This window comes from Brevibacterium sp. CFH 10365, from assembly GCF_009299785.1.
Taxonomy (GTDB): Bacteria; Actinomycetota; Actinomycetes; order Actinomycetales; family Brevibacteriaceae; genus Brevibacterium; species Brevibacterium limosum.
In genome coordinates, this window is record NZ_VIGO01000003.1 from 561,689 (window position 1) to 574,590 (window position 12,902).

Genomic DNA, 12,902 nt, shown 5'->3' on the forward strand with positions numbered 1-12,902 from the left:
AGAGTTCGGCCGATCCCGAGCCCTCGGCCGAGAGGTGGTCACTTTCGGACAGTGGGTCGGAAACTGTGGTCGCCTTCGGATACTTTCGGCGCCGGCGCGCGGAGTATCCGGTTGCGACCTGAGTTTCGGCTCGAGTATCCGATTGTGACCGATATTCGGCGGCGGCTCCCCCACATCCTCGTCATCGAACGGCCTCTAACGACTGCACGACCCGGAGATTCGAGTCAGTGACGTGAACTAGGGTGGGTCCCATGACCTCCGCAGCCACGGCCTCCGCCCTCGATGTCCTCCACGATGTCTTCGGCTATGAGGAGTTCCGGGGGCAGCAGGCGGCTGTCGTCGATCAGGTCGTCGGCGGCGGGGATGCGGTCGTGCTCATGCCCACCGGCGGCGGAAAGTCCCTGTGCTATCAGATCCCCGCCCTGGTCAGGCCTGGTACGGGCGTGGTCATCTCCCCGCTCATCGCGCTCATGGCCGATCAGGTCGCTGCCCTGGAGAACCTCGGTGTGCGCGCGGCCTACCTCAATTCCTCCCTCGATTTCGACACCGCGCAGCAGGTCGAACAGCAGCTGCTCGCCGGTGAGATCGACTTGCTCTACCTTGCGCCCGAACGGCTCGTCCTGCCGCGGACGATGCGACTGCTCGAGCAGGCTCAGATCTCCCTGTTCGCCATCGACGAAGCCCATTGTGTGTCCCAATGGGGACATGACTTCCGCAGCGACTATCTGGGTCTCGGAGTGCTGGCCGAACAGTTTCCCGACGTTCCGCGCATTGCCCTGACGGCCACGGCGACTCCCGCCACCCATGCCGAACTCACCGAGCGCCTTCACCTCCAGAACGCCGAGCACTTCGTCGCCAGCTTCGACCGGCCGAACATCACCTACCGGATCGAACCGAAGGCCTCTGCGCGGTCGCAGCTGCTGAACTTCATCACCACCGAGCATCCCGGGGATTCCGGGATCGTCTATTGTCTGTCGCGGCGCGGAGTCGACCAGCTCGCCGAGGCGCTCGTCGCCCGCGGCATCACCGCTCTGCCCTATCACGCGGGGCTCCCGTCCGAGGTGCGGGCGGAGAATCAGGCGAGGTTCCTCCGCGAGGACGGCATCGTCATGGTCGCCACGATCGCCTTCGGCATGGGCATCGACAAACCCGATGTCCGCTTCGTCGCCCATCTCGACCTGCCCCGGTCGGTCGAAGGCTATTACCAGGAGACCGGCCGAGCCGGACGTGACGGACTGCCCGCGGATGCGTGGATGGTCTACGGCCTCGGCGATGTCGTCTCCCAACGCCGCCTCATCGAATCCGGCGAGGGCGACCAGGTGTTCAAACGCCGCCAGATGAGCCACCTCGATGCGATGCTCGCCCTATGTGAGACCGTCGACTGCCGCCGGGTGCAGCTGCTGCGCTACTTCGATGAGGAATCCGCACCGTGCGGAAACTGTGATACCTGCATGACACCCCCGGTGACCTGGGACGCGACCGTGGCCGTGCAGAAGCTGCTGTCCGCGGTCATCCGGCTTGACCGGGAACGCGGGCAGCGTTTCGGCTCCGGTCAGGTCATCGATGTGCTGCGCGGCAACGACAACGACCGGTCACGGGCCTCGGACCATGAGAGCCTGAGCGTCTGGGGAGTCGGCGAGGACCTGTCCGAGAGCCAGTGGAAGACCGTCATCCGGCAGGTGCTCGCCCGCGGCCTGCTCGAATCCCACGGAGACTACGGAGTGCTCGTGCTCGGCGAGAACGCCGGACCCGTCCTGCGCGGCGAAGAGGAGATCTCCCTGCGCGTCGACCCGGTGAAGAAGTCCGGCGCGAAGAGGACTCGCCGAGGCGGTCCCGAGGTCGAACTCGACCCCGCCGACGCCTCCCTGTTCGAGGCTCTGCGGTCCTGGCGCGGCGAGCAGGCGAAGGAGCAGGGCGTGCCCGCCTACGTCGTGTTCCCCGATGCCACGCTCTACGGCATCGTGGAGGTCAAGCCATCGACGATCAGCGAACTCGGTCAGGTCAGCGGTGTGGGCCTGAAGAAGCTCGACCGCTACGGCGACGACGTGCTCGAGGTGCTTTCCGCACACGCGGGCTGATCCCTGCCCACCCCTCCAGAACTACCTGACGGGGGCCCAGCAACCTCGCGCGAGGTTGCTGGGCCCCCGTCAGGTAGTTCTGGAGGGGCGGAGCGGGCTTTGTGACCTCAGTTGGTCTTCGTGACGCTGACGTCGATCGGGGTCGGGTTCGTGAAGATATCGAAGACAGGGCAATGAGCATCGACGGTCTCCTGCAACTTCCGGTAGTCCTCCTCGCTGTCGGGTCCGGCGATGCTCACGCTCACCCGCACGGCGGAGAACCCGGGACGCACGGTCTCATCGGCACCGAAGAGCCCCCGCACATCCAGGTCGCCCTCGGCGGTGACATCGAGTTCGTCGATGGTCAGCCCGAGGTTCTGGGCGTAGAGGCGGTAGACGACGACCTGGCAGGAGATGAGTGCGCCGAGGGCGTATTCGACGGGATTCGGGGCGGCATCGTCCCCGGCCAGCGGGGTCGGTTCGTCGACGGTGAAGGTGTGGCGGCCTGCCGTGATGACCGAGGACACGGACCCGCGGGCGATGCCGGAGGCCGAGAACGTCAGCTGCCCGTTCTTCGCCGAGGCGGCCAGGCGTTCGTTCCATGCGTTTCCGGCCGTGGTCAGTCGCGTGGCGCGTTCCTCGTCACTGATGGCGATGGTCGTGTCGAAGTCGGTGGTGGTCATGAGGGTGGTCTCCTGATCGAATGGTGAAGCGATTGGTCGAGATCGTGCGGGTCGGTGCTGGTCTCAGACTAGAAACGGCCGCCTGACTGATCCCTTCCCACCGTCGAATACCGTCGTCTGATGTCATGAGCAGGTCATAGATCGTCATCAGCCGACGCACGGTAGCCTGGGATGCGGACGAACCCACCGGTTCCCTCACCACGTGGAAGGCGACGATGACGACCCCTGACCGGACTGCCACCTCGGCGAACTCAGATGTCTCCCCGACTGCAATCACCCGCACGGACTGCGAACAGCGCGATGCGAACGATCCCCTGCGCGACTTCCGCGGGGAATTCCTGCTCCCGCCGGGCACGATCTACCTCGACGGGAACTCACTCGGTCCCCGCACGAAGGGAGCCGCCGAACGTGCCCAGGATGTCATCACCGACGAGTGGGGCACCGGCCTCATCGGGTCGTGGAACACGGCCGGGTGGTGGGATCTGCCGGCGACGCTCGGGGAGAAGATCGCCGGGATCGTCGGCGGTGGGGCCGGGTCGACCGTGGTCACGGACACCACCTCGATCAACTTGTTCAAGGCCGCCTCGGCGGCGCTGAAGATGCAGGTCGAGGACTCCCCTGAACGCCGCATCATCCTCACCCAGCGGGAGAATTTCCCGTCAGATATCTACATGCTGCAGGGCTTGGCCGATCAGCTCGGCGACGGGTATGAGGTTCGCCTCGTCGACGATGAGGAAGTCACCGCGGGGTTCCCGACCACGATGTCCGACGAGGTGGCTCTCGTCGTCCTCACTCATGTGAACTACCGGACCGGTCGACTCTTCGATATGGGGTCGACCACCTCGGCGGTCCATTCCGGTGGGGCCATGGTCATCTGGGATCTGTGCCACTCGGCCGGTGCCCTGCCGATCGATCTCGCCGGGTCGGGCGCGGACATGGCGGTCGGCTGCACGTACAAGTTCCTCAACGGCGGGCCCGGCTCTCCGGCGTTCATCTGGGTCGCCGAAGCCCTGCAGAACCGGTTCAGTCAGCCCCTGTCGGGGTGGTGGTCGCATGCCAAGCCCTTCGAGATGGCTCCGGACTACCGGCCTGCCGACGGCATCCGCCGATACCTCACCGGCACGCAGGGGATCCTGTCGATGTCCGTGGCAGAGCTCGGCCTCGACATCCATTCCCGTGTGGACATGGAGCGTGTGCGAGAGAAGTCCCTGGCCTTGTCGGACCTGTTCATCGATCTCGTCGACACGCGCCTGGCCGACCACCCGGTCGAGGTCGTCACCCCACGCGAGCACGCCCACCGCGGGTCGCAGGTCTCGATCAGGCATCCGGAGGGGTTTGCGGTGATGAGCGCCCTCATCGAACGCGGCATCATCGGCGACTACCGGGAACCGGAGGTGCTGCGGTTCGGACTGACCCCGCTCTACATCGGGTTCATCGAGGTCTGGGACACCGTCGAAGCTCTGCGCGACATCCTCGACAACCGCCTCTGGGACTCCCCAGCCCACAGAGTCCGCGGCGCCGTCACCTAATTGCTACTGTGACGGCGGCTCAGCAACCTGGCGCCAGGTATCTGGGCCGCCGTCACCAGCGTCTGAGCGCGAGGGAGTGCCGATCACCTCGGCGTAGACACCGAAAACGGGTTCGCCGGCCGAGTTCGCCGGTCGGAATCCGGCGAGCGTCTTGAGCACCGGGGCGTTGCGTTCGCCGGTGATCGGGTCGAGATCCATCACCGCGCAGCGCGGGATCGGCGACCCGATCCGTACCCGCAGACCGCCGAGGTCGATCACCTGTCCCTCCCACGACTCCTCCGCATAGGGTTCGTCGGTGTCGAGGACGACTGTGGCGCGGAACCGAGCTGCCTGCCTGGTGAGATCGGTCGCGCCCTGTCGCGTATCGGTCATCCTGTCGCTCAGATCGCGCAGGGACGCCGTCGTGACGATCGACAGCGAAGCCCCGTAGACCACTGCTCCGCGCGGCACCCGGCCCAGACGGACCGCGCGGTCGAGCCATTCGGAGGCGAGCTGTGCATGCGGCCCGTCGGCGAGCTCGAGACCGACAGGTCGTTTCCAGTAGTCGCAGGTCAGCCGCTCGCCCGACCCATGTGGAACTCCGCTCACGGATCGACCGTCGGGCAGGGTCATCGTCAGCCGACCGGCCTCTTCACCGTCCTCGCCGCCCTCACGGCCGGCTCTGTTCAGGCTCGTGGCGATCTGGATGAGCCGCGGATTCTGCACTGTCTTGAGCACCTGCCGCGTGTCGACGTCGACGAAGCAGAACTCGCGGTCACCTCTCGGGCCGTGAGCGTCGATGACTGCGCCGGGCCGGGCCTCGTGCCGCGTGCCTTTGATATGGGCGAATCCGATCGTCAGCACGCCGAATCCCCGCGCCGGAGCAGGTGACGGCGGCGCAGATACCTGGCGCCAGGTTGCTGCGCCCCCGTCAGGTAGTAATTGGGGCATGGGGGTTGCGTCTTCCTGTGACGGCGTAGGTGCCGATGGCCACGGCTCCGATGGCCAGAACAGTGCCGCCGATGATGACGGCTCCGGGGATCGTGGCGATTGTGCCGAGCACTCCGACGGTGACTCCGGAGAAGGTCTGCATGCCGGGACCGAACGTCGCATAGGAGCCGATGACGCGGCCGCGGATCTCCGCGGGTGCTTCGAGTTGGATGATCGCCATCTCCGTCGACTCAGCGGTGATCTTCGAGACCCCGGCGATGACGAGCATGATGACCGCCACCCACAGGTGCGACGTCAGGGCGAAGAGCAAGGCGCTGACCCCCATGGCCGCGGCGGCCAGTGCGGCCGCGGCCGGGACTGCCTTGATCCATCCGGTCGCCTCGAGCCCGAAGCCGCCGAGCACCCCGCCTGCACCCATGGCGAAGAGCAGCACACCATACGTGAAGTCGCTGTCCCCGCCGACCGGGTTGAGTATGTCGCCGAACACCGGCATCGCCGTCTGCAGCACCGCCCCGATCGTCGTCGAGGCGAGCGCGGCCAGCAGCAGCATGCCGACGATCGCCCGATTGCGGCGGACATCGATGAGCACCCGCAGCGACTGGATGAGGGTCGTCCGCGCAGTGCGCACTCCTCCGCTGCGCAGATGTCCGGTGAACGGGGTGCGGATGAGGAAGATCGTCAGTGGCAGGTAGAAGATGATGTTGATGAAGATGCCCCAAGTGGCGCCGACCCCGAGAAGCAAGGCGGAACCGACGACCGGACCGAAGAGGATGCCGAGGCTGCGGAACGTCGCATTGAGGCGGACCGCGCTCGGCAGCTCCTTCCGATCGACGAAGTCATGGAGCATCATCTGCTCGGCCGGCCCCCACAGGCATCCGGCCAGCCCATGGATGACGAGCAGCACGCATGCCTGCCACAGCTGCAGCGAGTCCGTGAGGAAGAGGATCCCCCAGCACAGGGACACGACCATGAACATGATCTGCCCGATCTGGATGAGACGGCGGCAGTCGAAGCGTTCGGCCAGGGACCCCGCATAGACGGAGAGCAGCAGGAACGGCAGCCAGTGGCTGATGAGCTGGAACCCGACCAGCGCCGGGGATTCGAACTTCTGCCACAGCACCCAATAGGTGATGACGTGCTCGATGTTGTCGCCCATCATCGCCGTGCCCGATCCGACCAGGTAAGGGGCGGTCTTCCAGCTGCGGAGCACGCTGAAGCGGCGCGGGGCAGCCGCCTTGCCGACGCCCGCCTCGTCGCCGGAGTTCTGGGAGGTATCGCTCACTCCCCCATTCTCACACCCTCACAGCGAACCGGCCTGCGCCTCTTGTCTGCTGGGATCGAGGCGAGGACAATGATCCTTGATCAAGGAGGATCACATGTCCACAGCACAGCCGCCGACGTCCACTCGCCCGAACACCGCCCTCATCGTCATCGACGTCCAGAACGGGGTGATGCAGGCCGCCTGGAACTCCGAGGGCGTCATCTCCACGATCTCGGATCTCGTCGACCGCGCCCGCAACACCGGCACCGGCACCGAGGTGATCTGGGTCCGGCACAGCTCCGGTGAGCTGCCGATCGATTCCCCGCAATGGCAGATCGTCGACGCCCTCTCCCCCGCCGACGGCGAAGCGATCGTCGAGAAGACCCATGGCAATACCTTCGAGGACACGGATTTCGAGGAGGTGCTTGCCGCGGCTACGACGTCACCCTCGTCACCGACGCCCACACCACGGAGGACCTCACCGAATGGGGCGCTCCCCCACCGGAGCAGGTCGTCTCCCACACGAACCTGTACTGGCAGTTCGAATCCGGTCCCGGTCGGCAGGCAAGGGTGCAGGAATCGAGCGAGGTCGACTTCGCCGAACCCCGAACCCCGAACCCCGAACCCCGGACCCTGAACCTCAGACCCTGACCGCCACCGGACCGCATCGTCGAAGCTCAGCCCCACACGCCGTCCCGCCCGGGATCTGACATCATGGGCTCATGAGTGAAGACATTCGCAGCATCGAACTGACCCGCATCGCCGAAAACCACTACCGCGCCACCGCACCGAGCGGAGCGAGCATCGAATTCGGCCGCGGCGAGGGCCTCATGACACCCGTCGAACTGCTCCTGGCCGCCGTCGCCGGCTGCTCGTCGATCGACGTCGACACCGTGACCAGCCGCCACACCGAACCGACGAAGTTCGAGGTCTCCGCGACCGCCGACAAGATCGACGAGGACGGAGCCTCCCGCGTGGACAACGTCCACCTCGACTTCGACCTCGCCTTCCCCGACGACGAGGAGGGCCGGAAGGCCGATGCCCGCATCGAACGCCTCGTCGGGCTCTCCCACGACAAGTACTGCACGGTCTCGCGCACCGTCGAACACCCCACGAAGGTCGACTTCAGCATCCGTCGCGACTGAGGCCCTCAGCTCTCGGCCAGGCGCTTCTTCTCGGCTTCGACGTCGAAGTCGGCCGCCGGCCACTGCGGGTCGATCGCGTTCAGGGCGTCGGTCAGCAGTCGCTGCACGGCCAAGCGGGCGTACCATTTCCGGTTCGCGGGCACGACGAACCACGGAGCCGCCTCGGTGGAGGTGCGGTCGAAGACGGCCTGGTAGGCGTCCATGTAGTCCGGCCACAGGAGGCGTTCGTCGACGTCGCCGGGGTTGTACTTCCAGTGCTTGTCGGGTCGGTCGAGGCGTTCGGCCAGGCGTTCTCTCTGCTCGTCCGGGCAGATGTGGAGCATGACCTTGATGATCCGCACCCCCGCCGCGACCAGTTCGGCTTCGAAGTCGTTGATGGCCGAGTAGCGGCGGTCGAGCTCGGTGTCGTCGGCGAGTTCGCGGACGCGGCCGATGAGCACATCCTCGTAGTGGGAGCGGTCGAAGACACCGATCATGCCCGGCCCGGGCACGCGCGGACGGATGCGCCAGAGGAAGTCGTGGGCGAGTTCCTCGTCGGTCGGCTTCTTGAAGGCGGCGAGTTCGACGCCCTGCGGATCGACGGCACCGACGACGTGGCGGACGATGCCGCCCTTGCCCGCGGTGTCCATGGCTTGGAGGACGAGGAGGACGGCGGGACCGGAATCATCGTCGTGGTGGGCGGCGAAGAGGCGTTCCTGCAGGTCGCTCAGTTCAGCGGACAGCGCCGCCAGGTCCTTCTTCCCGCTCTTCTTATCCCCCTCGTAGCCGGGGGTGGAATCGGGGCCGACCTCGCCGAGGCGGAACCCCTCCCCCACGCGCAGAAGTGGGGCGGGGTCGGTCGCCCAGTTGCTCGTCGGCTCACTCATGCGTTCATCTTTCCAGGTGAGAGGGGCCGCGTCTATATGGACCGTTCGCCCTCGGGCCGGGTGGAGAGTTCGGAGACGGACTCGTCTGAGGTGTGTCGATCCCCGGCAGCGGGCTCTCGTTCCCCAGCCCGCGACGGCGCCGGTCCTCCAGGAACTGCTGGTAGGCCGCTTCGCGTTCGGCACCGGTCATCTGCCGACTCGGTCTGTCGATGACATTGCGCAGAGCGGCGATGCCCGTCAGCGCGGCCAGGCCCGACAGCGCCACAGCCAGCCAGATCATCGTTAAGAGCAGACTCGGCGGATTCTCGAAGACCCTCAGACCGGCGAAGAGGATGAGGAAGACGAAACCAAGATAGGGCAGCAGCAGCCAGACAGCGATCTTATAGCCGCCGACCATCATCGGCAGCATCAGGGTCATCGCCCACGCCATGCCGCCGATGAAGAAGAGCAGGATGAGGAAGAAGCTCGCCGGATCGCTGTTGAGTCCCGCAGCAACCGTTCCGGGCACCGTCCGATCGCCGAGGATGACGGGCCATATCAGCGCCACCAGGGTAACGATCACTCCGCTGCAGACCACGCTGAGGGTGGCCAGCGGAATGAGACCATCACGCCTGAACCCGTTGTCCCGGCGCTTGTGTTCCATGAACAGGAAAGGAAAGAGAAAAGCGATCAATCCGGCACAGATCCCCGCCCAGGCTGCGTTCGCTTCGATCGCTTCCAGGTTCTGCTGCAGCAGCAGACCGGTCGAGGCGAACCAGATCAGGAAGGTGAAGAAGAGCGCGCCGAAGAGTGCGATGCCGAGGACCCGCAGGAAGTCACGCGTCCACGTCGGGACCGGCTCGACCTCGGCGACCCTGGACGATCCGGGCGGGGGCGGTCCAGCGGGTGTCTGACTCATGATTTCATCGTCGCACACGTCCCGGCCGACGAAGCCGATGCCGATGTGGCAGATCTGTCGCCCCTGTGACGACGCTCTGACATCATCAACCGCTCAGTCCGGTTTCCGGAACACCGACGGCAGCTTCTTCTTCACTCGACGGCCGGTGTCCTTGTACGACCACTGCCGCATCGGCTGCGGCACCCGCCATTGCAGCTTCCATGCGAGCATGCGGAAGCCGAAGGCGGCGGCCGCGATGACCAGGGAGACGATGGCACCCAACAGCCCGGTCACCTCGGCGATGATCGTCAGCCCCGACCCGAACAGTGCGGGAATGAGGTAGAGATCGGTGCCGCGGAAGATCGCCGGATCCTCACTGGCCACGGCATCGCGCATCAGCCCGCCGCCGCACGCGGTCAGCGCACCCATGAGGAGAGCCGCCGGATAGTTCGTCCCCGCCGACAGCGCGATCGTCGTCCCGGTGACGCTGAAGAGTCCGATGCCCATCGCGTCGAACGCGACGATCCAGATCCGGGCCCTGGAGATGTGCGAACCGATGATGTAGATGAGCAGGGTCGCGATCACCGGCGGAGCGAGGTAGATCGGTTGGCCGATGGCGTTGGGCACTCGGTCGAGGAGCACATCGCGGATCATGCCGCCGCCGATGCCGGTGAGTGTGCCGAGCACGAGCCCGCCCGTGATGTCGAAATTCCGGCGCGCGGCCAGCAGCACTCCGGATACGGCGAACGCGAAGGTGCCGGTGAGGTCGAGCGCGAGGAACAGGACCTCCTGCAGATTCATCTCCACAGCGGCTCCTCTCCACGACCCGTGCCCGGCCCGGTGCCGAACGCCCTATCCGCCACTGTAATCCGCTTCGGCGCCTGGTGAGCCGTTGCCTGGTGGACCATTCCCCATCGCCGAGGCGGCCGTGCAGTTGGCGCAGATCACCGCCGAGGTGAGTAGTGAACTCAGCTGAGCTGGAAGTTGTCCGGGTTCTTGTACGGTTCGATCTCGACGACCGGGGTGCCCTTGCCCATGAGCAGTTTGGAGATCGGGCAGCGAGCGTGGGCGCGGGCGGCGTACTTCTCGGCGTCGGTGTCCGGGACCCCTTCAATGGAGATGAATGCCTTCGGGGCGAAATAGAAGCCGTTGCCGGAGGGTTCGTTGTGCAGTTCGACCTCGACGCGCACTCGTGAGAGCGCTTCGATCTCGTTGACGGCGAGGACGACCTTGAGCGTTTCACCGAGGCAGGTCGACCAGGCCATGGCGAGGAACTGTTCCGGGTTGTTGCCCTCCTCGACCCGTGAGGTCGGGGCGGTGGGCAGGGTCTGGCCGTCTTCGACGCGCACCTCACCCGAGGTGCCGCCGAGGTTTTCGACCTTCGCGGTGTAGATCGGCGCGCTCGGGCTCTTCGGCTCATCCGCATCTCCGGTCGGAGCCTGCGGCTGGGCGTATCCGGGTTTCTCAGTCATTGCACCATGCTACGACAGGAGCGCAACGAGGTCACTGGCGTTTCGGTGAATGGTCAGTGACCAAGGCTGTGAACCCATCCGCCGTCCCGATGGCTCCGAATGATCACTATGAATCGGAAAACCCGTGCTGCACACCGTTTCCGCGGCGCCTTGGCCGGAGTCGTCGCCACTGTCGTGATGTTCGGCCTCGCCGACGTCCTCGCCCGCGCCTTCAGCCCGAGCGCCGCGCCCCTGCTCACTCTCGGGCAGGCGATCATTCCCTTGGCTCCGCCGGCGGCGATCAAACCCGTCATCGCTCTCTTCGGCGACAACGACAAACTCGTCCTCATCCTCTCCACAGGGCTGGGGGCGCTCGTGGCGGCGGGCCTCATCGGGGCCCTGGCCGCCTCCCGCCGGCGACTGGCCACGACGCTGCTGCTCGCTGCCGGGCTGGTCCCCGTCATCGTCATCATCCTGCGCCCCGAGGCGGGTGCCCCAGACATCATTCCCACGCTCATCGGCATCGGGGTCGGCGTCGCGGTCTTCGTCCTGCTGCTCCGCCTCGGCGTCCCTGAAGCCACCGCCGAGGCGACCGCTCGCACCGCCCGGCCACAGCAGCCCGATCCGCTGAGCCGACGCCGCTTCTTCACCCTCGCAGGAGCCGTCGGCACCATCGGCGCCGTGACCATCGCCGCCGGTCAGACCGTGGCCTCGCTCGCCCAGGAGGCCGGAGCCGCGGTGGCCAAGCTGGTTCTGCCCACCCCCGCGAAGAAGGCGGCCGCGATCCCGGCCGCAGCGAGCACCGACATCGAGGGCACGGTTCCCTTCGTCACCGAAGCGAAGGACTTCTACCGCATCGACACGGTGCTCTCACCCCCGGTCATCGACCCCGAACAGTGGTCCCTGCGCATCCACGGGATGGTCGAGGAGGAGGTGACCCTGACGATGGACGACGTCCTCGATCTGCCCCTCGAAGAGCACCACATCACGCTGACCTGCGTGTCCAACCCCGTCGGCGGGGAGCTCGTCGGCAATGCGACCTGGCTCGGCTATCCCGTGCGCGAGCTCCTCGCCCGAGCACGCCCGAGCTCGCAAGCCGACATGGTCCTCTCCCACTCCTTCGACGGATTCACCGCCTCGACTCCGCTCGGAGCGCTGACCGATGACCGTGCCGCTCTGCTGGCGGTCGGGATGAACGACGAACCGCTCACCCCGATACACGGCTTCCCCGCCCGCCTCGTCGTGCCCGGACTCTACGGATTCGTCTCCGCCACCAAATGGGTGACCGAACTCGAGGTCACCCGCTTCGATGAGAAGACCGCCTATTGGACCGACCGCGGGTGGGACGCGAAGGCGCCCATCCTCGTCGCCTCCCGAATCGAAGTGCCGAAGCCGCTGGCCAAGGTCTCCGCTGGGACCGTCCGGGTCGGCGGCACTGCCTGGGCGCAGCGTTCGGGGATCGACCGCGTCGAGGTCAAGCTCGACGACGGCGACTGGACGCAGGCGGATCTGGCCGAGGAGGTCACGATCGACACCTGGCGACAATGGCGTGCCGACTTCTCCGGGGTGGAGCCCGGCACCCATACCCTCACCGTGCGCGCCACGGACAGGGACGGCACCGTGCAGACGGGGAAACGTCGGGATTCGATCCCGAACTCGGCCACCGGACACCACCACATCCAATTCCGCGTCGAATGATCTTCCAGAGGAATCGTCCGAGCGGGAACGCCCGGGCGGAATTATCCGTGCAGGAACGCCCGGACGAAATCTCCGGGGCCGCCTCGGCGAAGAAAATCTCAGATTTCTTGCCCATTCACCCATCCGGATACTCGCCCGCTGCGAATACCCAGTACACAGCGAGCAATGGAGATCACTTCACAGCTGTGCGCGAATACGCATCACTGTTGATTAGGAGAAGAACAATGAAGACACTGCTTCGCACACGCACCGCCACCATCCTCTCGGCCGGTGCCATCGGCCTGTTGGCCCTCAGCGGCTGCGGTATGGACTCCGGATCCGGCGGGGAGGAATCCGGCTCGGATTCGGGCAGCTCCGAATCCCAGCCGGCTGACTCGGGTGAGTCCGAGATGCCCGAAGAGTCCG

Annotated in this window: 12 protein-coding genes and 1 pseudogene; 6 read left to right on the plus strand and 7 right to left on the minus strand. The window is 66.2% G+C overall.

Annotated features, from left to right (window positions below; all coding sequences use genetic code 11):
- The first annotated feature begins 251 nt into the window (after positions 1–251).
- Positions 252–2,078, plus strand: coding sequence for a DNA helicase RecQ (recQ, locus tag FHG09_RS08600; protein WP_152347210.1), 1,827 nt, complete (start codon positions 252–254; stop codon positions 2,076–2,078).
- 107 nt (positions 2,079–2,185) lie between these two features.
- Here recQ and FHG09_RS08605 read toward each other — a convergent pair whose 3' ends face one another.
- On the minus strand, positions 2,186–2,740 hold the full coding sequence (locus tag FHG09_RS08605; protein ID WP_152347211.1) for an OsmC family protein: 555 nt from the start codon (positions 2,738–2,740) through the stop codon (positions 2,186–2,188).
- Between the two features lie 215 nt (positions 2,741–2,955).
- On the opposite strand from FHG09_RS08605, the gene kynU reads away from it, so the two are divergent.
- On the plus strand, positions 2,956–4,269 hold the full coding sequence (kynU, locus tag FHG09_RS08610) for a kynureninase (RefSeq protein WP_152347212.1): 1,314 nt from the start codon (positions 2,956–2,958) through the stop codon (positions 4,267–4,269).
- Between the two features lie 3 nt (positions 4,270–4,272).
- On the opposite strand, the gene FHG09_RS08615 is transcribed toward kynU, so the two are convergent.
- Together FHG09_RS08615 and FHG09_RS08620 are read right to left on the minus strand one after the other, a co-directional pair.
- A complete protein-coding gene (locus FHG09_RS08615) occupies positions 4,273–5,112 on the minus strand; it encodes an MOSC domain-containing protein (protein ID WP_264674065.1) in 840 nt (279 codons plus the stop codon).
- A gap of 67 nt (positions 5,113–5,179) precedes the next feature.
- Positions 5,180–6,481, minus strand: coding sequence for an MFS transporter (locus tag FHG09_RS08620; RefSeq protein ID WP_152347214.1), 1,302 nt, complete (start codon positions 6,479–6,481; stop codon positions 5,180–5,182).
- Positions 6,482–6,575: 94 nt separating this feature from the next.
- Between FHG09_RS08620 and FHG09_RS08625 the strand changes: the two genes are divergently transcribed.
- Together FHG09_RS08625 and FHG09_RS08630 are read left to right on the plus strand one after the other, a co-directional pair.
- The gene (locus FHG09_RS08625) at positions 6,576–7,097 is read left to right on the plus strand and encodes an isochorismatase family protein (RefSeq protein WP_319803253.1); all 522 of its coding nucleotides are present in this window, start codon (positions 6,576–6,578) and stop codon (positions 7,095–7,097) included.
- An 85-nt stretch (positions 7,098–7,182) separates the two neighbouring features.
- Positions 7,183–7,605 (plus strand): OsmC family protein, encoded by a 423-nt coding sequence (locus FHG09_RS08630; protein ID WP_152347215.1) that lies wholly within the window; start codon positions 7,183–7,185, stop codon positions 7,603–7,605.
- Positions 7,606–7,610: 5 nt separating this feature from the next.
- Here the strand turns inward: FHG09_RS08630 and FHG09_RS08635 are convergent, their stop codons facing one another.
- The 4 genes from FHG09_RS08635 to FHG09_RS08650 form a co-directional block, all read right to left on the minus strand.
- Positions 7,611–8,471, minus strand: coding sequence for a polyphosphate kinase 2 family protein (locus FHG09_RS08635; protein ID WP_152347216.1), 861 nt, complete (start codon positions 8,469–8,471; stop codon positions 7,611–7,613).
- Between the two features lie 4 nt (positions 8,472–8,475).
- Complete coding sequence (locus FHG09_RS08640; protein WP_152347217.1) at positions 8,476–9,369, minus strand: hypothetical protein; 894 nt, start codon at positions 9,367–9,369, stop codon at positions 8,476–8,478.
- Positions 9,370–9,462: 93 nt separating this feature from the next.
- Positions 9,463–10,149, minus strand: a complete 687-nt coding sequence (locus FHG09_RS08645) for a trimeric intracellular cation channel family protein (RefSeq protein ID WP_152347218.1) — start codon at positions 10,147–10,149, stop codon at positions 9,463–9,465.
- Positions 10,150–10,316: 167 nt separating this feature from the next.
- Positions 10,317–10,820 (minus strand): OsmC family protein, encoded by a 504-nt coding sequence (locus tag FHG09_RS08650; protein WP_152347219.1) that lies wholly within the window; start codon positions 10,818–10,820, stop codon positions 10,317–10,319.
- Positions 10,821–10,928: 108 nt separating this feature from the next.
- Here FHG09_RS08650 and FHG09_RS08655 point away from each other — a divergent pair, with 108 nt between their 5' ends.
- Both FHG09_RS08655 and FHG09_RS08660 read left to right on the plus strand, forming a co-directional pair.
- Positions 10,929–12,497, plus strand: coding sequence for a molybdopterin-dependent oxidoreductase (locus FHG09_RS08655; protein WP_152347220.1), 1,569 nt, complete (start codon positions 10,929–10,931; stop codon positions 12,495–12,497).
- Between the two features lie 224 nt (positions 12,498–12,721).
- Positions 12,722–12,902: pseudogene (locus FHG09_RS08660) on the plus strand (fasciclin domain-containing protein); the annotation flags it as partial.